Here is a 25,428-nt window from a genome sequence, read left to right as displayed (position 1 = left end):
GAATTATTTGGTAAAACGATGTAGGGTAAATGTCATGGCGCTTAATAAGAAAAATGCTCCAACTTGGTGAGCTACACCAAGCCATACCGGAACCTGTAATAGTATTGTGAAAACGCCAAGTAGAAATTGAATGCCAACTATTATTAAAAGAAGGTTTATACCTTTTTTTTGGTAATTAGTAAGGAGCATTCTTTTTGCCTTCATGTAAATTACAATAATGAAACCTAAAACGACAAATGCTAATATTCTATGAACAAATTGCACGCCGCTTTTACCTTCAATAAAGTTTTTGTAAACAGGGTTTTGTTCTATGTAAACAGTTTCGTGAATAAATTTTCCTTCACTCATCATGGGCCAATGGTTGTGAATAAAACCGGCATCTAATCCAGCTACAAATGCACCGTAAATAATTTGTAGTATTAAGATAGCCAATCCCCAACGTACTAAATTTCTAAATGATGTACTTATGTCTTTTTTTTGAGGGAATATTAAATCTAATGCTACCCAAAACGTGTATGCAAATGTTATAAAGGCTGTTGTTAAATGAGCTGCTAGCCTATAATGACTAACATCTGGATTATCCACTAAACCGCTTTTAACCATATACCAGCCTAAAAACCCTTGAAATGCCCCTAAGCACAATAAAATAATAGCTTTTTTTATAGTTGGTTTGGTAAGTTGTTTGGTGATTAAAAAATATAAAAAAGGAATTAGAAATACGATACCAATAAACCTGCCAATAACACGATGTAGCCATTCCCAGAAATATATATCTTTAAACTCTTGAATGGTGAATTGATTATTAAGTTTCTGATATTCAGGATATTGTTTGTATAAATCAAAGGCGGTATTCCATTCGGCATCGCTCATTGGGGGGATAGTTCCTGATATTAATTTGTAATTTGAAATAGATAGGCCAGAGTGCGTTAGTCGTGTTATACCACCAACAACAACCATGATGAAAATTAAGGTACACCCTATTAAAAGCCAGTATATTACTTTTTTGTTATCCTTTTTCATTTATTAAACCTAATTTTTTTCCTTTTTCAAGCATTAATTTATAGGCAGCATCATATTCATTTGGAATATCACCTTCAAGAATTGCTTCTTTTATGGTTTCTTTAATTATGCCTATTTCACGAGAAGGTTTTAAATTAAATGCGGCCATTATTTCTTCACCTGAAACTGGAGGTTGAAAATTTCTAACATGATCTCTTTCTTCAACTTCAATAATTTTATCACGAACAATTTTGAAGTTATTGTGATACTTATTGAATTTTTTAGGGTTTTTGGTGGTTATATCTGCTTCACACAAAGTCATTAAATCATCAACATAATCTCCGGCATCAAATACTAAACGGCGTACTGCAGAATCTGTAGCTATATCATCAGCTAAAACAATAGGTCGAGAACTCATGAATACCATTTTCTGAACAAATTTCATTTTATCATTCAATGGCATCTTTAGTCTTTTAAATAATTTATAGACCATTTTTGAACCTTCAAATTCATGTCCATGAAATGTCCATCCCACTTTTTTATTAAATTTTTTTGTTGGGGCTTTACCAATATCATGTAGTAAAGCTGCCCAACGTAACCAAAGGTTATTAGTTTTTTTAGATATATTGTCTACAACTTCAAGTGTGTGATAAAAATTGTCTTTATGGCGTTGTCCCTCAACTTCATCAATGCCTTTTAAATCTGTAATTTCAGGTAAAAAATATTGTAATAATCCAGCTTTTTCTAATAGCAAAAACCCTTTTGATGGTTTTTTACTTTCAAGAATTTTATTGAGTTCGGTTACAATACGTTCGTTTGTAATGATTTCAATCCTATGGCTGTTATTTGATATGGCTTCAAGAGATTTCTCTTCAATTGTAAAATCTAGTTGTGTGGCAAACCTAATGGCTCGCAACATTCTAAGTGGGTCGTCACTATAAGTTATATCTGGGGCTAAAGGTGTTTTAATGATTTTGTTTTCTAAATCTTCAATACCTTTAAAAGGGTCTAGCAATTCACCAAAACTATCTTTACTTAGGTTTAATGCTAAGGCATTAATAGTAAAATCTCTACGGTTTTGGTCATCTTCTAAAGTGCCATTTTCTACGAATGGATTTCTACTATCTTCGGTATAGGATTCTTTTCTGGCACCAACAAACTCAATTTCAATATCATCATGCCTTAACATAGCCGTTCCGTAGGTTTTAAAGACTTGAACTTTAGGTTTGTCAGGTAAGTTTTTTGCTACCTGTTTAGCCAGTTTTATGCCATCTCCAATGGCAACTATATCAATATCTTTAGCATGGCCTCGTTTAAGCAGAAAATCGCGAACAAAACCACCAATTACAAAAGAGTCCAACTGCAATTCTTCTGCAGATTGAGAAATGATTTTAAAAATAGAATGTTGTAATGCTTCTTTGTAATTCATTGATAATTTTTGAGGTTTTACTCTCGAATTATTTTAACAATACCATTGTTGTGTAACTTTCTAATTGATGATGGCTTAGAGCTTGTTTTTTGTGGTGCAAATTTACAACATAGTCCACACCTTTTAAAACCTCGAGAGTAATTTCTTTATAGGTTTTGGGTATTTGTTTTTTATCATTAGTATCATCACCAACAAATTAATACATGACTATTTTCTAGTTGTTTTAATGCATAAATTTTTTCAACAGCGTCAAAATTGAAAAATATTATAAACCGTATCTGTTGGATAAAGAATAAGACCTCTATGTAAAGCTATGTTTATTTCTTCATTCATGTTTTGAACCTTATATTTGCAGAGTTCTAAATTTACGATAGAAATCATAATAATAATCATAATAATTGTATCCATTTATTTAGTTGAAATGACGGAAAGTAAAGTGTTTAATCAAAATTTTAACAAAAAATTCAGTAATAAACTTACTAATTTAATTCATGATTTTGATAATGTAAGTGGAGGTGAAGGAGAGCGAAATATTATTAAAATTGTCGATTTGGACGGAGTAAATATTAATATTAAAGCCTTTAAAATTCCAAACATTATTAACCAAATTGCTTATAAGCTTTTTAGAAAAAGTAAAGCGGAACGCTCTTTTGAATATGCTAATAAACTTATTAGTTTAAAAGTGGGAACACCAAAGCCAATAGCATATTTTGAATATAAAACAGCATTTTTATTAAAAAAAAGCTTTTATGTAAGTGAACAGTTAGATTGTGATTTAACTTACCGAGAACTTATAACTAATTTTGATTACCCTGATTACGATAATATTCTAAGAACCTTTACAAGGTTTACTTTTGAGTTGCATGAAAAAGGTATCCATTTTCTAGACCATTCTCCAGGAAATACATTGATAAAAAAGCAAAAGAATACTTATAAATTTTATTTAGTTGATTTAAATCGAATGAATTTTGGAAATCTAGATTTTGAGACTCGAATTAAAAATTTTTCAAGATTAAGTAAGTATAAATTTATGGTTGAAGTTATGAGTGATGAATATGCTAAATGTATTGGAGAAGATTATAATAAAGTTTTTAGTTTAATGTGGCAAGAAACACAAGATTTTAGAGCAAAACTTACACGAAAAAGAGAGTTAAAGAGTAAATTAAAACTTTAGTGTTTTTGTTTCCATAATTCTTTAAGTTTTTTATATCTAAAACGAACACCATACGCACTTAAATTACAAATTATAAATCCTTCTTTACCATCTAAGAAACCTAATCTAAAAAAGTAGTTTGTAATAAATTTATATAAAGGCCTTATATAGAAATTAAAAATATTTGTTTTTTTACCTTTATTAAATAACTCTAAAGCTTTAAGTTCTGCATATTGTTCCATTTTAGATTTATAATGTTCAGCACTTTCAAAACAATAATGTAACATGTAGTTTTTTAGTAATTTACTTTTTCCATCTATTATTGGCATCTCATGTACTATTTTGTCTTCATTATATTTTACTTTCCCTTTTTTAAATAATCTATAAGTTGTGTCTGTTTGAAAACCACTAAAACGAATTCTTTTTTGTTTGAAGAAAAATAGCCGTTTAAACATAAAACCAGCTATATTATTTGGAGTGTTTATTTCTTTAAATATTTCAGTTTTCAGTTTATCGGTTATGCGCTCATCAGCATCAATTAATAAAATCCAATTATGATTTGCTTGTTTTAATGAAAAATTTCTTTGATCTGAAAAGTTTTTAAATTCACGTTGAATAGTTTTTACATTTTTTAAAGCCTTTAATTTTTCAAAAGTACCATCATTGCTAAAAGAATCTATCACTATAATTTCATCAGCAAAACTAATATTATCAATGACTTGGTCAATATGATTAACTTCATTATAAGTTATTAGTAAAGCTGATATTTTATTGTGTTTATTCAAATTATAATAATGGTAAATTAGTTTTTCTAAGACAAGAATTATTATTTTAATAATTCTTTTAAATTAAAATATTTGGATACAGCAAGCCATTGCGTATCATTTTTATTATTCTTTATGTTATCATTTTTTAAAGCTATTTTTTGAGTACCCCAGATAGGAATTGGGCTTTTAGGTGTATTTTGTGATCTTCTAGAAGTAGTCCCATTTATTAAAGACATGGTTTTAAACCATAAATCATCTGCTTTAGGAGTTAATTTTAAAAATAGTTCTTGATTAAATACTTCGCTTGGTAATGATTTTGGCGGATATAAAATTCCCCAAGCACCTATAGGGCATAATGCTTTTTGGTTAATCTCTACATCTTTCAACTTCCATTGACTAAAAGGTCTATACTCATTATTTTTGTCGAGTTTTATTTGATTAGTTCTATTCGCAATAATATCTTTTGGGTATTTTAAATGTTCATCGTAGAGGTTTTTAACCAATTCTGTTCTATAAATTAAATCATCATCACAAGTGATAATTATAGATTCAGGGTAGTTTTCTAAGGTGTGAATTAGTTTTTTGTGTGAACACGTTAAAGGCGAATATTTTATTTCAAATAAAGCAGATTGCAGTTTGTTTAAAGATTTTGGTAGATTGTTTTTTAAATCTTCATGTAGCCATAAAACAATTTTGGAGGGTAAATAACTTTGATTAAACAAACTTTTAATTACTAAATGGAGTGTACTAATACGAGATGGAATAGAGGTTAATGAAACAATAACTGGTAACGTTTTTTTATTTTTCAATAAAAATGATGAAGGCGCAAAATGTAAAAATAAACTGTGAAGTATAGACTTCGGAAGTTCTTTAACAATTTTCATAGGCGATTAAATATAAAAACAAATATAGTAAATACTTAATGTCATTTTTTTTTAAATATTACAACTTGTTTTATTAATTTGCTGTTTTATACTACCAATTTTTTTAATAGAAAAATGATGACAAAAATCTCAGTAATAATTAGCACATATAATGCTGAAGCTTGGTTAGAAAAGGTGTTATGGGGTTATAGCTGTCAAACTTTTAAAGATTTTGAAATTGTTATTGCAGATGATGGATCCGGGCCAAAAACTAAAAACTTAATTGACAGTTTTAGAGAAGAATATGATTTAGATATTAATCATATTTGGCAGGAAGATGATGGCTTTCAGAAATCGAGAATTCTAAATAAAGCAGTTGTAGCTTGTAAAAGTGAGTATATTGTTATGAGTGATGGCGATTGTATTCCAAGAGTTGATTTTTTAGAAATTCATGAAACGAAAAAAGAAGTTGGTTATTTTTTATCTGGTGGGTACTTTATGTTTCCTCTTGATATATCACATAAAATTAATAAAAATAACATTTATTCAGGACATTGTTTTGACGTAAAATGGTTGAAAAATAATGGGCTGAAACCATCTTTTAAAAATAATAAGTTAAGTGCTAAAGGCTATAAATCTATATTATTAAATAAATTAACACCAACTAGACCTAGCTGGAATGGACACAATGCTTCTGGTTGGAAAAAAGATATTTTAGCCATAAATGGTTTTGATGAACGTATGCAATATGGTGGTCAAGATAGAGAATTGGGAGAGCGTTTAGTAAATTACGGGATTAAACCTAAGCAAATACGTTATAGTGCAATATGTGTACATTTAGATCATAAAAGAGGGTATAAAACGCCAGAATCAATCAATAAAAATTTATCAATTAGAGAAGCTACAAAAAAGGATAAAAGAGTTTGGACTGATTTTGGAATAGTTAAATAGTAGTTATTTCTTTTTGACCAGATTTAAGCTTTGGTAATTTTATATAACTCCCTATGATGGTATTATATTTAGGAGGATAGAATTCAAATCTAGCATCAGCAGGGTAAAAAGTCATTTCACCAAAAATAGTTTTACCTTTTATAGAATATAAATCCACCCTAACAAATGGAAATTTATCAGCTAATTTTGTAGCAGTAATAATCATATCGTTAAAGTTTATAGGTTGTTCAAGTTCTTTGTTGTATACTTTTAACTCATCATGAAATTCCAATTTATTCCAATCTAAGTCATAAAAAACGCGTTGATGATTTGTACCTCTATCAACATCTACTTGAACAAATTTAGGTGTGCCATTAAAGCAGAAGAATTTATAATCGCCAATAGTTTCTTCACCAATTTCTGGTAAAAATTTTTCAGCAATTAATCTTGGTTTAACATTTTTATAAGCCCATTCTAAACCACCTCTATAATATTGATTTTTTCGCATCCATTTGTGCATAAGGTATTTTGCACGCTTTTTATTTAATTGAGTTTTATCTTCAACAATAAGATTAAAATGAAATCCATGTACGCCTTTAATCACAAATTGGTTTGGGAGTTTTTTAAAATCAACTTTTGAAGCACTATCGTAAACTTCAATGAGCTCGTTTAAATAAGCTTCACCAACTTTTTCTTGCACATAAGTTCTAACCGAATATTTATCTACTAATTGGGTTAAAATAGGCGGGTGGTAATAAACTTTTAGCCAAGAAATTTTTTCATTGAATTCAGTAGGGTTTTTTAAATTCAATTTTTTGCCAGAATAATACTCATAGTAATATTTCATATACACATCGGCTGGTAAGAATTTAAGCTTTTTTATAAGACCATAAATTATTTTTTTTATCATTTTGTAATATGTTTTTTCGAAGTATTTATTCTATCAAAAAAAAGATTTAAATATTAGTTATTTAAGGATATGCTATTTAGTGTGACCTTTTTTAACCATTAGTAATTAATTTTAGTATTAGTTTTTTTATCAAGCCATTTTAATAAATATGTTAAAATTATAGGGGGACAGTGATCTAAACTTTGCAGTCCTAAAAACAATTTTCCTTTTCCTATTACATTGAGTTTAAACTTATACCAAAACAAAGGTTTTTTATAAGATCTAAAATACTTAAGCTTCAAATCATTTTCAAAATAGCAGGTGCCATTTTTTATTTCTATATGATTGGCTAAGCCCTGTGGAGTGAATTGGTTTGGGTGTCTAAACTTATGTTTTATATTTTCTATGAATATATCTTCGTTTTCTTTAAAATAATTAACGAAAGTTGATTTACGTAGTGGATGTGGCGTATGTCTGAATCTATAATATTTTTTAAAGCCTAATTGCTTTGCTGCTATTTGTTGTGCGGTTTTATGACCAACTTTGGGTTTTTTGACCAATTTTTTAATCTTATCTTCTTCAAATTTTGTCCATTCCCCTCTAATTATAGGCCATTCATTTTTGAAAAAATCTTCAGGTTGCGTTTTATTAATTAAAAAAACATCATCATTAAAATAAAGAAAGTGTTCTGCCAAGTTTGGTATTCTGTGTAAACAGGTGTCAATTGGTCTATTATTAAAAGTTGGTAAGTATTCTTCATATCCAGAAAAAATCAGGGTATGATCAATTATGGACACTTTATTATAAAATTCTGCATTATTTTCCTTAGTGAGAAAATCTGGTGTTTGTTTATCAGTAATTAAGTAAATATTCGTGACAAATGGTGCGAATTTTAAAATGGAATCAACCGCAAATTTTATTTCATTTACATGGTCGAATCGAGTCCTAAACATTTCAGATTGAAATTTAGATTTATCTTTTACATACGGTAACATCTTAGAACGATGTTTCTCATCATTCCCATCAACCCATGGTAGAACGACGTCTATTTGCATTTTGTCAATAACGTTATTTTTATGATTCTTGTTTCTCATCAATCAACAAATGCTATTTTATAAAAAAATAAATCTAAGCAATTAATCTATTTCGGTTATTATTTTTTGTCCTTTTTTAAGTTTTGGTAGCTTAAAATAATCTCCGATAATTTTATTATACTTATCAGGAAAAAAATCTTTTCTGCCACCTGAGGGGTAAAAAGTCATTTCTCCAAATATAGAATTTCCATTAACCGAATAAAAATCAACGCGAACAAAAGGAAGATTAGCAGCTAAAGTTTGAGATAATTCTGCCATTTCATCAAAGTTAGTCGGTTTTGCCAACCCTGATGATATACTTTTATAGTTAATGCTTTTACCAAAAGGTAACAAGTTGAAATCCAGATCAAAACATCCCTGTTTATGTTCTTTGTCTCTATCTATATGAACATCAACAAATTTAGCAACTCCATCAAAACAATAAAATTTATAATCAACAAGTGAACTTTTACCTTCTTCTTTTAAAAACTTCTCAACGACTAACCTTGGTTCAACATCTTTATAAGCCCACTCTCTGCTTCTTAAGTAATATTGGGTTTTACTCAACCATTTTTTAAGTAATTTACGTGTCTTTTTTTTATCAAGATTTTCTTTGTCTGTTACAATAAGATTATATCCACTTGTGTTTGTAGCTTTAATGACATATTGTTTTGGTAATTCATTAAAAGGTACTTCTTCAGGCTTCTTATATACACCGTAAATATCATTGAGATATTGTGCCCCAATTTTGTCCTTAACATAAGCTCTTACAGCATATTTGTCTACAAGTTGATTTAAAATTTTAGGATGAAAATGTACTTTATACCATTGAATTTTTTCATTAAATTCTTTTGGATTAACTAAATCTAATTTTTTGCCAGTATAATAACTATAAAGATAATGTACGTAGGTTTCTGGTGATACGAATTTTAATTTCCTTAATAATACTAGATGATTTCTCTTTGCTTTTTTCTTAATTATTTGGAATAGTTTTGTCATAAAATTAAATCATTTTTTTATATCGTATTTTACAATAGAATTTTGGTGTAAAATCGCATTTTTTTCAAATACATCAGGATGAATTGATGTATTTTATTTGGTATTTAAAATGATGTTTTTTCAGTTTAATTAGGTTTGAGTTATTTCTGTTTCCAAAGATTTTCCCAATTTAAACCCTTAAAGCATGGGCCAGTAGTGGCTTCGCTAAATTTAATGCCATTGTGGCGTCCATTCCATTCTATAAGCTGTACTTCTTCAAATTTATCAATAGCAAAATCCCAACCTATGCAGCCTATAAAAGGAATTTCACTATGCATTTGTATCCCTTTTTCTATACACTTTTCAAAATGTGGGATTTTTTTACCTTCAAAGGTAACTTTACTATCTGGGTGTGAATCAAGTTCTTTCCAATTCATGTAAGCTTTAGAGCTTAATTCTCCAGTTTTAATGTTTATTGGAATGTTTATAGCAGAACTTGACATGACGTGTGTGTCATTATTACGCCCCATTTTTATAAATGACGCTTTTGCAGATATATTTCCTATTTCATTTGATACTGTTGTGATTCGAATTGTTGCTACAGCATTATCCGTAAATTCTAAAAAAAAGGGGTGTTGCTCAATAAATTTTTGAAAAACACCATTGTCGTTTTTACATGAAAGACAGAAAGAAGTGTTAAAATTGTTTCTGTCCATTACGAAGACCCCTTTTCCTCGTTTTGAATTCTCTAACTTATAAACTAATTTACTGTTTTTTTTAAAAATATAATCTTTAAAATTTTCAGGATTTATAATTTTATTATCAGTTGTACAAAACTTACCATTAATAAAATAACCAACATTTAAAGTTTCCATTTTTGGAAATAGTAAAGGTGTTATAAAATTTCTGTCAGCCAGTTCTCCATATTCCCCTTTTTGTCTTTGTACGACTTCTTTATTATAATAATTATCTGGAATCCAACCTTCTTCAAACTTGTTTTGAAGCGCTGCATAAACATAAAGCCAAGGTGCGTAAGCCTTACTTCCTAGAACTTCTTTAGCGTATTCATTTGACAGTTTAACTAATTTCGGGTTGATTTCCCCTTTATAATCTTCAATAATTTTAAGAGCATTTAAAGCTTTTTTGTTAGACCGTTTAAGCCTGAAATGCCATCGTATATTATCTTTTGTATCCTTTTTAATCATTAAGTTGGATTATAATTTTTAAAGCATAAATAAAAATTAGCTTTAATTTTAATAACTATATATAAATAAATAGTTTGAGTAAATATAAACAAAATTATTAGCTCTTTTTAATTGGTGAATACTAGTGTTCTTTTATTAAAAGGCTATTAATTTGGGTAATACAATTAATTTATTCAAAAAGAAATTACTGTAGCCTAAACCCAAATCCATCTCTAACATACTGCCTGCATGGTGGACAATCTCCACAGGGCTTTTTGTCTGAATTATGGCAGAACCATGTTAACTCCATTAAATTATAAAAACCATTTTTTTCTGAAACAGCTTTCATTTCAATTTTAGAAATATCAATCAAAGGAAATACCATATTTGAAAAAAGCTGCCTTTTAAAAAAACCAACCTTTTTAGGATTTATTTTCCAATTAGAACCTAAATGTTCATCCTTAAATTCAATAAGTTGTTCTTTAACAAAAAACTTATCTAAATCTTCCTTATGTAAAGATAATTCTAAGTTCTTAGACTTATATTTTTTTGCCAAACAAGCTAACCAATAATATTGCTTGCCTAATTTTACTTTTCGTCTAAGATGCTTATGTATTTTTTTTATTAATATGTTTGATGGGATATTTTGTTTTTTAATAATTTGTAATGGAAGAATTTCTCCTTTAGATTGTATGAATTGTGTTTGTATACCCTTAGTTATTTTTTCAATAGCTTCTAATTCTCTTTTAGTAGAGACTCTTTCATCATTAACAACATAAAGTGGTTGAATAGTGGCATTTAATCTATATAATTGGATAATTCTAAATGTTGAGTCCCAGCCACCAGTCCACAAAACGTGTTTTATTTGGCTCATATTAAACTGCTACACTATGCTCACGAAGCGCATCGTTAAGCGATGTTTTCTTGTTTGTACTCTCTTTACGCTTTCCAATAATTAACGCACAAGGTACATTATAACTTCCTGAAGCAAACTGTTTTGCATAACTTCCAGGAATAACAACTGATCGTGCTGGTACAATACCTTTGTACTCTATAGGTTCATCCCCTGTTACATCAATAATTTTTGTACTCATTGTTAATACCACTCCAGCACCTAAAACAGCTTCAGTTTCAACACGCACACCTTCTACAACTATACAGCGGCTTCCAATAAAAGCGTTATCTTCAATAATAACTGGTGCGGCTTGTAGTGGTTCTAAAACACCACCAATACCAACACCTCCAGATAAATGTACATTTTTACCAATTTGTGCACAACTACCAACCGTAGCCCAAGTATCAACCATAGTACCTTTATCTACATAAGCACCAATATTTACATAACTTGGCATTAATATAGTTCCAGGAGAAATATAAGCACCATGTCTAGCGACTGCATTAGGCACAACTCTAATACCTCGCTCTGCAAAGTTTTTCTTTAAAGGAATTTTATCATGGTATTCAAAAATACCAGCTTCTAAGGTTTCCATTTTTTGAATTGGGAAATATAAAACAACTGCTTTTTTAACCCACTCGTTAACTTGCCAACCATCAGTAATAGGTTCGGCAACTCTTAATTCTCCTTTATCTAATAAATCTATTACGTTTCTTATTGCTGTGGTGGTAGTTTCTTCATTTAAAAGATCTCTATTATTCCAAGCTTTTTCTATGATTTGTTGTAGTTCTGTCATTAATATTTGTTTTTAGGCAAATATAATAGCTATCAATTAAAAAGACATTGAAATAGCCATAATAATAAATGGGAATCTATAAGAAATATTAAATTTATAAGTAGTTTTTAATAGATGTAAATGTGTATTTCGTCTTTTGAGCTATACCTATTTAGGATAAGATGTAAAATAAAGTGTTTTTCATCCTGTAATTGTGTATTTCAACTGTTTATCGGTAAAAACAAGGCGGTTCTCTTATAATCGAAAATACACGGCGTATAACTAATTTATTATTAATGGAATCAATTCTCGATATATATTTGACCCATCGAACAAGGATAAAGACATGAAAACAAATTTTTACATATTATTAATCTTATTACTAAGTTTCTCTTTCGGAAACGCTCAAAGTACTACGGAAGTTGTAAGTATTGAAACTAATAAGACTATTTCTTTCTCTAATGGAGATGATATAGCTACTGTAATTGCAGCGGTTAATACTATTAAAGAAAATGATTCATTATTAATTGATGCTGCTAAAGTAAATGAAACGATTGCTCGTAGTTCTAGTGATATTAGAATTTACTTAAACCGCAAAAGAAAAGTGAGTAACATCAAATTAGTATTTAAAGAAATTAGTAGTTCTGCAAGAGCTTAAAAGATAATGTTCAAGTATTAATAATTAAGGTTAACTATTGAGAAAGGCTGTCCATATGGATAGCCTTTCTTGTTTTATTAAACTATTTTTGAAAAAAAATAATATGGGAAGAATTTTAGCGATTGATTTTGGCACTAAAAGAACAGGTATTGCTGTAACAGACGAGTTACAGATAATAGCCTCTGGACTTACTACTGTTAATACTAAAGAGTTACTTTCGTTCTTAAAAGACTACATAAAGAATGAATCTGTCGAATTATTTATAGTTGGAGAGCCAAAGCAAATGGATAATTCTGTTTCTGATAGCGAAGTTCATATTATTAAATTTCTTTCTAAGTTAGAAAAAGAAATACCTAATATTCCTGTAAAACGAGTAGATGAGCGATTTACATCAAAAATGGCATTTCAAACCATGATAGATAGTGGATTAAAGAAAAGTCAAAGAAAAAATAAAGCATTAATTGACGAAATTAGTGCAACACTTATTCTGCAGAGTTATTTATATTCAAAACAATAGAAGATTAAGGAACAATAAATTTTTGTTAAATACAATGCATAAAGTATAAGTATTGTATTTTTGTAAAGATTAATATAACACAGAATGATTTTACCTATAGTAGCTTACGGAGACGCTGTTTTAAAGAAAAAAGCAAAAGATATTGCCAAGGATTACCCAAATTTTGATGACCTTTTAGAAAACATGTTTGAAACCATGTACAACGCTTATGGAGTTGGTTTAGCGGCACCTCAAATTGGATTACCTATTAGATTATTTTTGGTGGATACTACGCCGTTTTCAGAAGATGAAGATTTAAGTAAAGAAGAACAAAAAGCTTTAAATGGATTTAAGCGCGTCTTTATAAATGCAAAAATTATTGAAGAGGAAGGCGATGAGTGGGCTTTTAATGAAGGTTGTTTAAGTATTCCAGATGTTCGAGAGGATGTTTTTAGAAAACCTATTATTACTGTTGAATATCTTGATGAAAATTTTAACGCGCATAAAGAGTCTTTTGATGGTTTGAGAGCGAGGGTCATTCAGCATGAATACGATCATATTGAAGGTGTTTTATTTACGGATAAATTATCAAGTTTAAAAAAGCGATTAATAAAAGGAAGGCTTACAAACATTTCTAAAGGAAAAATAAATGTAGACTACAGAATGCGTTTTCCAGACCAAAAAAAGAGGCGATAATATTTGCAAGACATCAATAAACAGTTGATATTTGCGCCTTTCAAAAAGCAATTTATGAGTTTAGATAAAGTAATTTCAATTTCAGGAAAACCAGGATTATACAAGTTAATAACTCAAACACGTGGTGGTTTTGTAGCAGAATCATTAATTGATAACAAACGTATTTCTGTTAGTATGCAAAATAATGTTAGTGTATTAAGCGAAATAGCTATATATACATTAACTGAAGAAATTCCTTTAAGCCAAGTTTTTATAAATATTAAGGAAAAGGAAAACGGTGAGAAAGCATCTGTAAAAGCTAAAGACAGTAAAGATAAATTGGAAGAATATTTCTTTAATGTTTTACCAGATTATGATGAGGATAGAGTATATGCTAGCGATATTAAAAAAGTAATTCAATGGTATAATTTATTGCAAGAACATAATATGTTAAATGCTTTAGTTGATGAGGTTGAAAACACCTCTGATGAAGAAGAATAGATTTTAAAATAGATCAATGAAAGCCTCCTATATGTGGAGGCTTTTTTTATGTCTTTTTGTAAGGTTTTGAGGTTTTTGCGACCTAAAATAATCTAACAAATCTTAAATAAAATGAAATCACTTTGGTTCTTTGATGATGTCAATCTTTTCAAGGTACTTTGCCCGCATAAGTTCAAAGCCTACAAAAAAGAGCATGATTTTGATGCCTACAAAAAGAAAGACTATATCTATTTTGAAGAAGACTCTGCAAATAAAGTCTATTTAATAGAAAAAGGAAAAGTGAAAATTGGTTATTATAATGAAGATGGTGAAGAAGTTGTAAAAGCCATTTTAACACGTGGCGAAATTTTTGGCGAAACTGCTATTTTAGGCGAGTCTACAAGAGAAGAGTTTGCGCAATCTATTGATAATACCACAAGTATTTGCCCTGTAGGCGTAAATACAATGCATGATTTGATGCGTAACAATCAAACGTTTAGTTTAAAAATATATAAAGTTATTGGCTTCAGATTGAAAAAATTGGAAAGACGTCTTCAACTTTTACTTTTCAAAGATGCAAAAACAAGGTTGATTGAATTTCTAGATGAGTTATGTATGGAATTCGGTTATGATTGTGAAAAAACAGGAGATAAAGTTATACAACACCCTTATACACAAAAAGACATTGCTTCATTAATTGGTACGTCTAGACCAACATTAAATATTCTTTTAAACGAATTAAAAGAAGAAAATATCATAGAATTTACAAGAAAAGAGATAAGAATTCACGAAAAAAGCGCCTAATGTTAGGTAGCTAACATTTTATAATAGTTACGTGGTATACTTTTGAAGTATAATTAAAAACTTAAAAAAAAATACCATGATTAAAAAAATGTTTTTGGCAATAATAGCCCTAGGAATTTTTGCTACATCTTGTAGCGATGATGATGATAACACCACACCGACAAATGCAAATTTAACCTTAAATTTAAATGGTTTAGAAGCTTTAGGAAGTGATTATGTTTATGAAGGATGGATAATAGTTGATGGATCACCAGTTTCAACTGGAACTTTTTCTTCAGTTACATTTCCGCAAGTTTTTTCAGTTAATGCTGCTCAATTAAGTAGTGCAACAACATTTGTGCTTTCAATTGAACCAGCAGTTGATGCAGACCCAGCACCAGCAGACACTAAGCTTTTAGTAGGCGATTTTACAGGAAATGCTGCAGATGTAAATTCTGCTATTGTTGGAGATTTTAGTAATGCAGCAGGAGCTTTCTTTTTAAGATCCCCTACAGATGAACTTGAACCAGGAAACCCAAATAATATGAATGATCAGTTTGGTGTTTGGTTTGGTACACCAGGAGCGCCACCAACTCCAAATTTTGTATTACCTACCTTACCTGCAGGCTGGGCTTATGAAGGTTGGGTTATTGGTGAAGCAGGACCAATTAGTACAGGTGTGTTTACCGATTTTGGAGCACGAGATAGTTTTAATGATTTTAGTGGAGATGAATTTAAAATGGGACCACCAATTCCAGGAGAAGATTTCTTTTTAAATGCTCCAGCTGGGGAAACATTTCCTTTAGATGTTAGAGGAAGAACTGTAGTAGTTTCAGTTGAACCTGTTCCAGATGATTCTCCTGCACCTTTTGCAATTAAACCATTAGTGGGAACTGCTGGACAAGAGACAGCTCCTGCAACACATAACTTTGGTCAAAACTTAGGGTCTTTACCTTGGGGTGAAGTTACTAGATAAGATTAAAGTTTATTTTGTTAGATTTAAGGCATGGTTTCAGTTTTGAAGCTGTGCCTTTTAATATTATTTAAATGAAACTTACTAACAGTAAAATAAAGAATATTATATTTTTTATAATGATTGGGCTATTGCTTGTGCCGCAAACTCGCCAGCCTATACAAGTTTTACTTCACAAAACACTGGCTCTTTTTGGTCCTTCAATAATTGATGAATCTAAACAATTAAAAATTGAGCATTATAACTGGAAATTAAAAGATGAAAATGGTGCTATTTTAAATTTTGAAAACACAAAAGGTAAGGTGGTTTTAGTCAATTTTTGGGCCACTTGGTGCCCTCCCTGTATTGCGGAAATGCCTAGTATGCAATTATTATATGAAGACTACAAAGATGAAATTGAATTCGTATTTGTTTCAAATGAGGAGTTTTCAGTAATCAATAAGTTTATAAGTAATAAGGGTTATACCTTCAGAGTATTTAACCCAATAACTAAGTATCCTGATGCTTTTGATGTTACAAGTATCCCTAGAACATTTTTAATAGATAAACAAGGAAGAAAGGTAATTGATAAAACCGGAGCTGCAAATTGGAATAGTGAAACAGTAAGAAAAACTATTGATGAGTTATTGAAGTAGTTTTTTGTTTTTATTTAACAAATTCATAATAAATAAATTTAGTAGAATAAGAGAAAAAGCATATACAGTATCTTCAATAGGTATAGTAAATAACCTGATATTTAAATTCTCTAAATTATTATACCAAACGACTTCATTTTCAATAAAACTACCTGTTAAGGTACCATTAACAATAAAAAAGGGGACTAGCATAACTATAAAAGTGAGATAGAAATTACCTAATAACTCAATACTATAATTTATTACAAAAATGATTAAAATTGCAGCTAATGAGAAGTTTATTAGGCTATACCATTTATTGTAATTGTATACTGAAAGTATAATTAATAATAAAACAAATACGTAACTAATGGTTTTTGTTGTTGACTTTGACAACGTTAAACTTGGGAAATAATAAAGTAATGCATAATGTGTAAAAACACATGCGTAGGGAATGCATATAAAAAAAAGCCATTCTTCTATGGGTAGAGAAAATAGTTTAATTCCTAAAAAGTAATCATCATTAAAACCCCATACACCTTGTTTTGTGAAAATTATATCCCAAGGAATAAAAATAGACATACTAATTACTATTCCAATAAATAAAGGTTTCCAAAGTTTATAGAATTTTAATTTAGGATGAAAGCTGAAAATAAAAGGGACTACTAAAGACCCTAAGTTTAACAATAGATATAAATGATTCATCTATTATTTCTTAAAATATTTAAAAGGAACAAATAACATTCCGAAGCACTCCCCATCTTCTTTTCCTAGGTGTTTATGGTGCATTTTGTGCGCACGCCTAACTCCTCTGGCATACCAATTATTAGCATTTCTAAAAAGCTTAAAACGTTGATGAATAAAAATATCATGTACTAAAAAGTAAGAAAGCCCATAAGCAAAAATTCCTAAACCAATAGGTAGTCCAGCCCAAAAGGTGGTATGTTTCCAAAGTAAAAAGAAACCAATGCTAACTATAGCGTAGAAGATAAAAAAAGTATCGTTACGCTCAAACCAACTATCATGCTCTTTATGGTGGTGGTCTTTGTGTAAACGCCACAAAAAACCATGCATAATGTATTTATGAGTAAACCAAGCCATAAATTCCATAAAGGAATATGTGCCTAAAAATATAAGTATCCAGTAAAGAGTATGCATCACCTAAAATTTACATTAAATTTAATTGATATTTCACATAACTACGCATTAAAAGCTCAATTTTTTTTGGATTAGAAACTCGTATTCTTGAATCTTTTATTTTTAATGCAGGTGTATTTTTTAGTTTTTTAAGGAGTTGACTATAATATCTGTACGCCATAAAAACACCAAATTTAGCTTCAATAGGTAATTTTTTTATACCACTTAATCCTTTTTCAAAATCGTTTTCAATATCATCTATTATATTTTTTTTTGATATTTCATTTAAATTTTTCAAATCGGTATTAGGGAAGTATGATCTATCTAAACCTTCAAAATCAGCTTTTAAATCTCGAAGAAAATTCACTTTTTGAAAAGCAGAACCTAATGACATAGCGGTATCCTTAAGTTCTTCGTATTTCTCAGTATCTCCTTTAACAAAAACCTTTAAGCACATAAGCCCAACTACATCTGCAGAACCATATATATATGCTTTATATTCTTCTTCGGTTAAATATTCTGTTTTGTGTAGATCTAAACGCATGCTATTTATAAAATCATCTACTAATGATTTATCTAGATTGTATTTGTGATACGTATGTTGAAACGCATTTAAAATAGGGTTTAAACTTATTTTTAGTTTTAAAGCAAGCTCTAAATCATCTGAAAATCGATTAAACAAGAGTTCTTTATCATAGTCATGAAAGGAGTCTACAATTTCGTCAGCAAAACGTACAAAGCCATAAATGTTGTAAATATCACTACGTATTGATTTATATAGCATTTTGGTCGCTAAAGAAAACGATGTACTATAGGCTTTAGTTACAATTTTGCTACTCTTGTAGGATACCGTATCAAATAATGACTTCATATTTTTAAATTTACAAAAGTTTTTTTAAACTAAAATGCTGTGATGTTTTGTTATTAAATTGGCAGCTAGTTTTCCTGAAATTAATGATGGAGGAACACCAGGTCCCGGAACGGTAAGTTGACCTGTAAAAAATAAATTTCGAACTGTTTTGCTTTTTAATTTTGGTCTTAAAAATGCTGTTTGCAATAGCGTATTTGCCATACCATAAGCATTGCCCTTATAAGAATTGTAGTCTTTAATAAAATCGTTTAAGCAAAAGCTTTCCTTAAATAAAATATTATTTTTCACACTTTGAGATGTCATATTTTCAAAGCGCGTGATGATTTTTTCAAAATAAGTTGCTCTTAGCTCAGGTGTATCTTCTAGTCCAGGAGCTAAAGGAATTAAAAAAATCCCTGCTTCTTTATCTTGAGGAGCACAACTTGAATCTGTTTTACTTGGAAAACTAGCATAAAATAGTGGGTTTTCTGGCCACTTGCAAGTATCATAAATAGCTTCAGCATGCGCTTCAAAATCTACATCAAAAAATAAAGTGTGGTGATTAACGTTTTTTAGCTTTTTATCAAAACCTATATAGAATAGGAGTGATGAAGGCGCGAAAGTTTTCTTTTTCCAATAATTTTCAGAATATTGTCTAAAAGGTTTATCTAACAGTGTTTCTGTATGGTGGTAATCAGCACCACTTAAAACAATATCAGAATATATACTTTCTCCATTTGAAACCAAACCTTTAGCAACTCCATCTTCAACTATAATTTTATCAATATTTGCTTCAGTTTTAATTGTAACTCCAAGATCCTTAGCTAAATGTTCCATTGCTAATATAACTTGATACATGCCTTTTTTAGGATGAAAAGTGCCTAATCCAAAATCGGCATAATTCATAAAGCTATAAAACGATGGTGTGTCACTTGGTTTTGCCCCTAAAAATAATACAGGGAACTCAAGAATTTTAATTAACCTTTCATTTTTAAACTCTTTACGAACATCTTTTTTGATAGTACTAAAGAATTGATTAATTTTTTTTATTGTTGCAGGAGTGATTAATTCTAAAGGGGAAACTCCTGGATTATAAACCAAATCTTTAATAGCAATATCATAATTGCTTTTGGCATCTTCTATAAATTTATTGAGTTTTTTTGAACTACCAGATTCTTCTTTTTCAAAAGCTATTGTTATTTTTTCTAAAGTATCTTCAATAGTAATGTAATCGTCCTTTCCGAAATAGACGCTGTATGCAGGATTTAATTTCTGCAACGTGTAATAATCTGAAGATTTTTTGTTAAAATCGGCAAAAAAACGTTCGAATACATCTGGCATCCAATACCAAGTAGGGCCAATATCAAAAGTAAACCCATCTTTAATTAATTGTCTTGCTCGCCCACCAATAGTTTTGTTTTTTTCAAAAACAGTGACTTCATAACCAGCTTTAGCCAGATAGCATGAAGCTGCAAGTGAAGAAAACCCTGACCCAATTATATTTATAGTTGCTTTCATTTTTTTTGTTTAACAAATATACAAAAAAGATAAACAATAATAAAATATTTACAAATCTTTAACTAAATTTTCAATGGAATTAAAGATGCTAACGCTTTTCGGGAAATCATTTAATTCCATATCCTTAAATTTTTTGCCTAGTAATAAAAGTTCTGTGTTATTTTTATTTAAAAGTAACTCATTAAAACTATTAATATATTCGGGAATGTCATTTTCTGAAGGGTATACTGTAAAGTAGCTTACAAAAGCAATTTGGTCAAAAAATTCTAATAAATCAGTAAGACTCGACATAGGCACACTTTCACCAAGGAATATAGTGTGGTACCCTTTACTTCTTAGTTGATAGTTAATAAAAAGTAATCCTATATCATGTATTTCATTTTCAGGCAAAAACAGAACAAAAGTCTTTGATTTAGGTTTTGGTTCTAAAAGTTGAATACGTTCAGTATTTAATAGTATTTTTTGTTTAATATGAACAGACAAAAAGTGTTCATGAGCAGGGGTAATTGTATTAGTTTGCCATAAAAGCCCAATTTCATTTAAAAGCGGAAGAAAAACGGAATAGAATATTTCACTAAATGTTTTATTTTCCAAGAGGTTATTGTAAGTACTATAGAATAAAACTTGATTAAAATTAATCATGGCCATTTTAAGAGCATTAATGGCGTGGTCTTCAACTTTAGCTCTTGAAGCAATTTCCCTAACCTTAATTGGGATTTCCTCTTCTTTTAAGTTGGCAATCTTAGATATTTTTAAGCCATTATTGTTTAAATAAGATATGTTTAATAGTTTTTGAAAACTCCCCAAACTGTAGTTTCTTATATTTGTATCAGACCTATTGGGACTAAGTAAATTGTAACGCTTCTCCCATATTCTAATGGTATGAGCTTTAATACCAGTAAGGTTTTCTAAATCCTTAATACTAAAATTAACCTTAATATTGTTCATTGATATTTGTTTTTTCTTAAACAAAAGTACATATTTTTATTAACAGTTACATTTTTTATTCATTTTAGTATCATTTTTTTATGCTAGAGTTAGATTTTTTTTAAAGAATACCGCTTTTTAAAAAAAGTTATTGGTGCTGTGAATGATTAAATATTTTTTAATAAATATCAATTTTTGTAACATTTTTGGAATATAAATGAGTTATTTTTATGCATTGTTTTTTGTGTTTAAAAGTAAATTAGAATTGAAAATTTCAAATGTAGTTTTTACTAGTCTCATTATTATATCATTGTTTTATTCATGTGGAAAGAAAAAAACTGATTATATATCCGTTTCTCAAGCTAAGGATGATGTGTTTTCTTCTACAAAACAAATATCAGACAGTCACTTTTTAGGAGATAAAAAGTGTCAGGAATGCCATGTAGGTGAGTTTAAAACTTGGCAAGGTTCTCATCATGATAAGGCCATGCAGGAAGTTTCAAACTCTACAGTTTTAGGTGATTTTAATGATGTTAAATTTACAAGCCAAGGGGTAACTTCTCATTTTTTTAAAAAGGATAATAACTTTTATGTTAATACCGAGGGGCGTGATGGAAAGCAGCATGATTATAAAATTGAATATGTTTTTGGAATCAAACCTCTGCAACAATATATAGTGAAATTTCCTGATGGTCATTATCAATGTTTGCGAACTGCCTGGGATACGGAAAAGAAAAAGTGGTTTGACTTATATCCAGATTTTAAAGTTGTACATTCAGAGTGGTTACATTGGTCTAGAGGTGGTTTAAATTGGAATACCATGTGTTCTGATTGTCATTCTACCAATGTAAGGAAGAACTACAATGAAGAAACTCATAGTTATGATACTAAATACGCTATAATCAATGTAAGTTGCGAAGCGTGTCATGGACCAGGGAAAGACCATGTGGAGCAAGTAAATATTCAAGGAAAGGATTATAAGGTTTTAGACGATTTGAAAATGACTCTTGGCACCGATTCTAAGGAACTTGTTAATCAATGTGCTCGTTGTCATATGAGAAGAGAGCATATCACATCTAGTTTTAATTTTGAAGGCACCATGCTAGATCATTATTTCCCGCAACTTATACAACAAAACATATATCACGCGGATGGACAAATTTTAGATGAGGTTTACGTATACGGTTCTTTTGTTCAAAGTAAAATGTATCATAATGGTGTTTCGTGTACAGATTGCCATAACCCGCATTCATTAGAGTTAAAGTTTGATGGTAATAATTTATGTGCACAATGCCATGTTCCTGAAACTTATGATACGCCTTCTCATCATTTTCACGAAAAGGGTACAGAAAGTGCTCAATGTATAAATTGCCATATGACAGGTAAGCATTATATGGGTAATGATTTTAGAAGAGACCATAGTTTTAGAGTTCCTCGACCAGACTTGAGTTTAAAATACGGTACACCAAATGCATGTACACAATGTCATAAAGATAAAGATGACACTTGGGCTTGGGAAAAATTTAAAACACAACATGGCAAACCCGATAGTAAACATTTTTCAGATTTATTAGCACCTGGGGTTACCAATGCGGAAAATGGTTTGGAATCATTATTAGAATTAGCACAGGATACAGTATATCCCGAAATAGCAAGGGCTTCAGCAGTTAAAAACTTGATTAATTATTTAGATACTAATACCATTAATGAAATGATTAGTTTTTTAGATGATGATTCACCTTTGGTACGAGGGGCGACTATAGATGTTTTAGGAGATATGGAGTCTAATGAGTATTTAAACTATTATTTTCCATTGCTTAAAGATGAAAAAAGAACTATTAGGGTAAAAGCTTTTTTTGCTTTGGCCTCTTTAGATGAGATTCAAATTCCTGAGGACTATAAAGACACTTATATAAAAGTAAAAAAGGAGTTTGAGGTAAGCTTAAAAATGAGTTCAGATTTTGTTGGAGGTAGAATTAAAAAGGCTAATTATTATTTAAAGAAAGGGGACTTGTTAGCTGCAATTAAAGGTTACGAAAGTGCATTAGCTATTGATAAAATTAATAACATAGTAAGATCAAACTTAGCTAATCTTTATTATAGGAATGGAGATTTTGAAAAAGCAGAAAAGGCGTTTAAAACAATTATTGAACAAGAGCCAGATTTTGGACAAACCTACTATTCATATGCTTTGCTACTGGCTGAAAAAAACAGATACCCTGAGGCTATTGAGCAAATGAAATTGGCTATAAGGCATATGCCTGATAATGTGAGGACTTACTACAACATAAGTCTGTTATACGATAAAGTAAACGATTTAAAAAATGCTGAAAAGTATGTAGTTGTAGGTTTAAAAAAAGATCCTCAGAATGAGAGTTTGCTATATATGTTAGCTTATGTTTACTCAAAAGATAATCAATTGCAAAAGGCATTAAATATTTGCAAGACATTAATAGATTTGTATCCCAATAACACAAATTACTTGAACTTTTTCAATCAACTTAAGTCTAGAGTTAATCAAGTTAAGTAAATTAAAAGTGCGCACGAGAAGATTCGAACTTCCACATCCTAAAACGGATACTGGCCCCTCAAGCCAGCGCGTCTACCAATTCCGCCACGTGCGCATTAATGGAGTAAGTAAAAATAAAAAAAGTTAAGCAATAAAGCTTAACTTTTTTTGTGACCGGGCTGGGGCTCGAACCCAGGACCCTCTCCTTAAAAGGGAGATGCTCTACCAACTGAGCTACCAGGTCATTATTCCAAACTAACATATTCCTGTTAGCGGGTGCAAATATAAAATGTTTAATTAATAAAACAATACTTTTTTTGAAGAAATTTTCGTTTTTTTGTGGTTCAAATACGTATGTTTTTAATAATCAATTTATAGCGAGAAAATGATCATTATATTAATTGGATATATGGCTTCTGGAAAGACGTCTATTGGAAAGAAATTGGCAAGAAAATTAAATTATAATTTTCTTGACTTAGATGATTTTATTGAAGAAAAAGAAAATATGTCTGTTAGCGAGGTTTTTAGTGAGAAAGGTGAAATTTATTTTAGAAAACAAGAATCTTATTACCTTAAGTCATTAATAGAGTCTGAGAATGACACTATTTTATCAGTTGGAGGAGGTACACCTTGTTATAGCGGAAACATGGATGTTATTAATAGCGCTACAAACGTTAAATGCATATATTTAAAAGCATCTTTAAATACTTTAGCTAATAAATTAATTCAAAAAAAAGCAAAACGCCCTCTAATCTCACATATCGAAACTATTGAAGAAATGACTGAATTTATTGGGAAGCATCTATTTGAACGTATTCAATTTTATAATCAGGCAGAAATTCAAGTATCTATTGATAATAAAACTAAGGACGATGTTGTTGAAGATATTATTCTTGAATTATTCTAAAACAACTTCATAAGTTTTCCCTTCTAAAACCACTTCAACATGCTCAAGTAAAGATGTTGATAAAGAAATACCTTTAAAATCTGCCTTGACGGGGTATTTTTTATGATTTCTGTTAACCAATACGGCTGTTTTAAATTGCTTTAAAGGCACATTTAAAAAATGTCTAACACCATATATTAAGGTGGTTCCAGAGTTTAAAACATCATCAACCAGTACGATAGATTTGTTTTTGTAATCATCTTCAGAGATAGAAGTCTTTACATCTTGCCAAGGGTGTTTTTTGTCAATACTAACCTTACAAAGTACAGGGTCAATATCAGATATTTTTTGAAGTGCAGTTTTTAATTTTTTTGCAAATACATAACCATTCTTATCAATGCCTGCTAGAATAACTTCCTTTTCATCAACATTACTTTCATATATTTGAAAAGCAATACGACGTATTTTATGCGTAATTTGGTTATGATTAAGGATTACATTGGTATTACTACTCATAATTGTACTTGTCAACATTAAAATATAAAATTACTCATTTTCATTGGTAAAATCGTCAATATCTCGCCTATCTTTTTTTGTAGGTCTTCCAACTCCTTTATTTCTATAATAATCTTTTGAATATTTTAAAAGTTCTTGTGCTTCAAACTGCTCTTTAGGCGTAATGTCAGTTCTATAAATATCAACAAGTTTCGCGCCAACTCGACTTTCAGGTATGTCATTAACTTTTAATTTATAATTTATTTGGTCTTTCCTTAATTGAATAATGTCTAGCGGGTAAACTTCTCTGCTGGGTTTAATAACATCTTCATTTACTCTAACTTGCCCTTTCTTGCATGCAGTTGTAGCAAGGGTTCTTGTTTTATAATATCTAATACACCATAAATACTTATCTACACGCATACAATTATTGTGTTAAAGGACGTTAATATTGTTGTGCAAGAATATATTAAAATTGTATCTTGCAGCCTC

At 29.7% G+C, this 25,428-nt stretch carries 29 protein-coding genes and 2 tRNA genes; 11 read left to right on the top strand and 20 right to left on the bottom strand.

Going from position 1 to position 25,428, the window contains the following annotated elements:
* Positions 1-3 precede the first annotated feature (3 nt).
* The 3 genes from Q0870_RS02345 to Q0870_RS02335 all read right to left on the bottom strand — a co-directional run bounded on the left by Q0870_RS02345 (position 4) and on the right by Q0870_RS02335 (position 2,836).
* Positions 4-1,020, bottom strand: coding sequence for a COX15/CtaA family protein (locus tag Q0870_RS02345; RefSeq protein WP_298550710.1), 1,017 nt, complete (start codon positions 1,018-1,020; stop codon positions 4-6).
* The gene (locus Q0870_RS02340) at positions 1,007-2,428 is read right to left on the bottom strand and encodes an HD domain-containing protein (RefSeq protein ID WP_298550709.1); all 1,422 of its coding nucleotides are present in this window, start codon (positions 2,426-2,428) and stop codon (positions 1,007-1,009) included. The genes Q0870_RS02345 and Q0870_RS02340 overlap by 14 nt, the downstream gene beginning before the upstream one ends.
* 249 nt (positions 2,429-2,677) lie before the next feature.
* Positions 2,678-2,836 (bottom strand): hypothetical protein, encoded by a 159-nt coding sequence (locus Q0870_RS02335; protein ID WP_298550706.1) that lies wholly within the window; start codon positions 2,834-2,836, stop codon positions 2,678-2,680.
* 13 nt (positions 2,837-2,849) lie between these two features.
* On the opposite strand from Q0870_RS02335, the gene Q0870_RS02330 reads away from it, so the two are divergent.
* Positions 2,850-3,602, top strand: coding sequence for a lipopolysaccharide kinase InaA family protein (locus tag Q0870_RS02330; RefSeq protein WP_298550704.1), 753 nt, complete (start codon positions 2,850-2,852; stop codon positions 3,600-3,602).
* Here Q0870_RS02330 and Q0870_RS02325 read toward each other — a convergent pair.
* The gene (locus Q0870_RS02325; protein WP_298550702.1) at positions 3,599-4,366 is read right to left on the bottom strand and encodes a glycosyltransferase family 2 protein; all 768 of its coding nucleotides are present in this window, start codon (positions 4,364-4,366) and stop codon (positions 3,599-3,601) included. The genes Q0870_RS02330 and Q0870_RS02325 overlap by 4 nt on opposite strands.
* 41 nt (positions 4,367-4,407) lie before the next feature.
* On the bottom strand, positions 4,408-5,232 hold the full coding sequence (locus tag Q0870_RS02320) for a glycosyl transferase (RefSeq protein WP_298550701.1): 825 nt from the start codon (positions 5,230-5,232) through the stop codon (positions 4,408-4,410).
* A 117-nt stretch (positions 5,233-5,349) separates the two neighbouring features.
* Between Q0870_RS02320 and Q0870_RS02315 the strand changes: the two genes are divergently transcribed.
* Positions 5,350-6,162, top strand: coding sequence for a glycosyltransferase family 2 protein (locus tag Q0870_RS02315; RefSeq protein ID WP_298551243.1), 813 nt, complete (start codon positions 5,350-5,352; stop codon positions 6,160-6,162).
* Here Q0870_RS02315 and Q0870_RS02310 read toward each other — a convergent pair.
* The 6 genes from Q0870_RS02310 to Q0870_RS02285 form a co-directional block, all read right to left on the bottom strand.
* A complete protein-coding gene (locus tag Q0870_RS02310) occupies positions 6,155-7,051 on the bottom strand; it encodes an ATP-grasp fold amidoligase family protein (RefSeq protein ID WP_298550699.1) in 897 nt (298 codons plus the stop codon). The two genes, Q0870_RS02315 and Q0870_RS02310, sit on opposite strands and share 8 nt — an antisense overlap.
* A 98-nt stretch (positions 7,052-7,149) precedes the next feature.
* Positions 7,150-8,085: a Stealth CR1 domain-containing protein gene (locus Q0870_RS02305; protein ID WP_298550697.1), complete on the bottom strand. Its 936-nt coding sequence runs from the start codon at positions 8,083-8,085 to the stop codon at positions 7,150-7,152.
* 81 nt (positions 8,086-8,166) lie between these two features.
* Positions 8,167-9,102, bottom strand: coding sequence for an ATP-grasp fold amidoligase family protein (locus Q0870_RS02300; RefSeq protein WP_298550695.1), 936 nt, complete (start codon positions 9,100-9,102; stop codon positions 8,167-8,169).
* Between the two features lie 140 nt (positions 9,103-9,242).
* Positions 9,243-10,286, bottom strand: coding sequence for a sugar-transfer associated ATP-grasp domain-containing protein (locus Q0870_RS02295; RefSeq protein ID WP_298550693.1), 1,044 nt, complete (start codon positions 10,284-10,286; stop codon positions 9,243-9,245).
* Positions 10,287-10,470: 184 nt separating this feature from the next.
* Complete coding sequence (locus Q0870_RS02290; protein ID WP_298550690.1) at positions 10,471-11,139, bottom strand: 7-cyano-7-deazaguanine synthase; 669 nt, start codon at positions 11,137-11,139, stop codon at positions 10,471-10,473.
* Between the two features lies 1 nt (position 11,140).
* Positions 11,141-11,956, bottom strand: a complete 816-nt coding sequence (locus Q0870_RS02285; protein ID WP_298550688.1) for a 2,3,4,5-tetrahydropyridine-2,6-dicarboxylate N-succinyltransferase — start codon at positions 11,954-11,956, stop codon at positions 11,141-11,143.
* 325 nt (positions 11,957-12,281) lie between these two features.
* Here Q0870_RS02285 and Q0870_RS02280 point away from each other — a divergent pair, with 325 nt between their 5' ends.
* The 7 genes from Q0870_RS02280 (at position 12,282) to Q0870_RS02250 (ending at position 16,635) form a co-directional block, all read left to right on the top strand.
* Positions 12,282-12,593 carry a hypothetical protein gene (locus Q0870_RS02280; protein ID WP_298550686.1) on the top strand — a complete coding sequence of 104 codons (312 nt, stop codon included), beginning with the start codon at positions 12,282-12,284 and terminating at the stop codon, positions 12,591-12,593.
* Positions 12,594-12,696: 103 nt separating this feature from the next.
* On the top strand, positions 12,697-13,110 hold the full coding sequence (gene ruvX, locus Q0870_RS02275; protein ID WP_298550683.1) for a Holliday junction resolvase RuvX: 414 nt from the start codon (positions 12,697-12,699) through the stop codon (positions 13,108-13,110).
* An 84-nt stretch (positions 13,111-13,194) separates the two neighbouring features.
* Positions 13,195-13,785, top strand: coding sequence for a peptide deformylase (gene def / locus Q0870_RS02270; protein WP_298550681.1), 591 nt, complete (start codon positions 13,195-13,197; stop codon positions 13,783-13,785).
* 54 nt (positions 13,786-13,839) lie between these two features.
* Entirely contained in the window at positions 13,840-14,265 is a 426-nt protein-coding gene (locus Q0870_RS02265) for a DUF5606 domain-containing protein (RefSeq protein WP_298550679.1), read from the top strand.
* Between the two features lie 111 nt (positions 14,266-14,376).
* Positions 14,377-15,048: a Crp/Fnr family transcriptional regulator gene (locus Q0870_RS02260; protein ID WP_298550677.1), complete on the top strand. Its 672-nt coding sequence runs from the start codon at positions 14,377-14,379 to the stop codon at positions 15,046-15,048.
* A gap of 76 nt (positions 15,049-15,124) precedes the next feature.
* Positions 15,125-16,003 carry an anti-sigma factor gene (locus tag Q0870_RS02255; protein ID WP_298550675.1) on the top strand — a complete coding sequence of 293 codons (879 nt, stop codon included), beginning with the start codon at positions 15,125-15,127 and terminating at the stop codon, positions 16,001-16,003.
* Positions 16,004-16,074: 71 nt separating this feature from the next.
* Positions 16,075-16,635, top strand: coding sequence for a TlpA disulfide reductase family protein (locus tag Q0870_RS02250; protein WP_298550673.1), 561 nt, complete (start codon positions 16,075-16,077; stop codon positions 16,633-16,635).
* On the opposite strand, the gene Q0870_RS02245 is transcribed toward Q0870_RS02250, so the two are convergent.
* Genes Q0870_RS02245 through Q0870_RS02225 form a run of 5 tightly spaced genes read right to left on the bottom strand, consistent with a single transcriptional unit; the run spans position 16,624 to position 21,067 of the window.
* Positions 16,624-17,319 (bottom strand): lycopene cyclase domain-containing protein, encoded by a 696-nt coding sequence (locus Q0870_RS02245; protein WP_298550671.1) that lies wholly within the window; start codon positions 17,317-17,319, stop codon positions 16,624-16,626. The genes Q0870_RS02250 and Q0870_RS02245 overlap by 12 nt on opposite strands.
* Positions 17,320-17,322: 3 nt before the next feature.
* Positions 17,323-17,772 (bottom strand): sterol desaturase family protein, encoded by a 450-nt coding sequence (locus Q0870_RS02240; protein WP_298550670.1) that lies wholly within the window; start codon positions 17,770-17,772, stop codon positions 17,323-17,325.
* Between the two features lie 10 nt (positions 17,773-17,782).
* Positions 17,783-18,622: a phytoene/squalene synthase family protein gene (locus Q0870_RS02235; RefSeq protein ID WP_298550669.1), complete on the bottom strand. Its 840-nt coding sequence runs from the start codon at positions 18,620-18,622 to the stop codon at positions 17,783-17,785.
* 24 nt (positions 18,623-18,646) lie between these two features.
* Positions 18,647-20,119 (bottom strand): phytoene desaturase family protein, encoded by a 1,473-nt coding sequence (gene crtI / locus Q0870_RS02230; RefSeq protein WP_298550668.1) that lies wholly within the window; start codon positions 20,117-20,119, stop codon positions 18,647-18,649.
* Positions 20,120-20,167: 48 nt separating this feature from the next.
* Positions 20,168-21,067 carry a MerR family transcriptional regulator gene (locus Q0870_RS02225; protein WP_298550666.1) on the bottom strand — a complete coding sequence of 300 codons (900 nt, stop codon included), beginning with the start codon at positions 21,065-21,067 and terminating at the stop codon, positions 20,168-20,170.
* 196 nt (positions 21,068-21,263) lie between these two features.
* Here Q0870_RS02225 and Q0870_RS02220 point away from each other — a divergent pair, with 196 nt between their 5' ends.
* Complete coding sequence (locus Q0870_RS02220) at positions 21,264-23,576, top strand: tetratricopeptide repeat protein (protein ID WP_298550664.1); 2,313 nt, start codon at positions 21,264-21,266, stop codon at positions 23,574-23,576.
* Between the two features lie 8 nt (positions 23,577-23,584).
* Here the strand turns inward: Q0870_RS02220 and Q0870_RS02215 are convergent.
* Both Q0870_RS02215 and Q0870_RS02210 read right to left on the bottom strand, forming a co-directional pair.
* Positions 23,585-23,670 (bottom strand) — tRNA-Leu (locus Q0870_RS02215).
* A 56-nt stretch (positions 23,671-23,726) separates the two neighbouring features.
* Positions 23,727-23,799 (bottom strand) — tRNA-Lys (locus Q0870_RS02210).
* Positions 23,800-23,940: 141 nt separating this feature from the next.
* Between Q0870_RS02210 and Q0870_RS02205 the strand changes: the two genes are divergently transcribed.
* Positions 23,941-24,462 carry a shikimate kinase gene (locus Q0870_RS02205; RefSeq protein ID WP_298550662.1) on the top strand — a complete coding sequence of 174 codons (522 nt, stop codon included), beginning with the start codon at positions 23,941-23,943 and terminating at the stop codon, positions 24,460-24,462.
* Here Q0870_RS02205 and Q0870_RS02200 read toward each other — a convergent pair.
* Both Q0870_RS02200 and Q0870_RS02195 read right to left on the bottom strand, forming a co-directional pair.
* Positions 24,454-24,957 carry a phosphoribosyltransferase domain-containing protein gene (locus tag Q0870_RS02200; RefSeq protein WP_298550660.1) on the bottom strand — a complete coding sequence of 168 codons (504 nt, stop codon included), beginning with the start codon at positions 24,955-24,957 and terminating at the stop codon, positions 24,454-24,456. The two genes, Q0870_RS02205 and Q0870_RS02200, sit on opposite strands and share 9 nt — an antisense overlap.
* A 30-nt stretch (positions 24,958-24,987) precedes the next feature.
* Entirely contained in the window at positions 24,988-25,359 is a 372-nt protein-coding gene (locus Q0870_RS02195; RefSeq protein WP_298550659.1) for a S4 domain-containing protein, read from the bottom strand.
* Positions 25,360-25,428 lie beyond the last annotated feature (69 nt).

The sequence above is a fragment of the uncultured Algibacter sp. genome (genome assembly GCF_947487575.1).
In the GTDB taxonomy this organism is placed as follows: domain Bacteria; phylum Bacteroidota; class Bacteroidia; order Flavobacteriales; family Flavobacteriaceae; genus Algibacter_B.
This window is presented reverse-complemented; position numbering and strand designations above follow the sequence as displayed.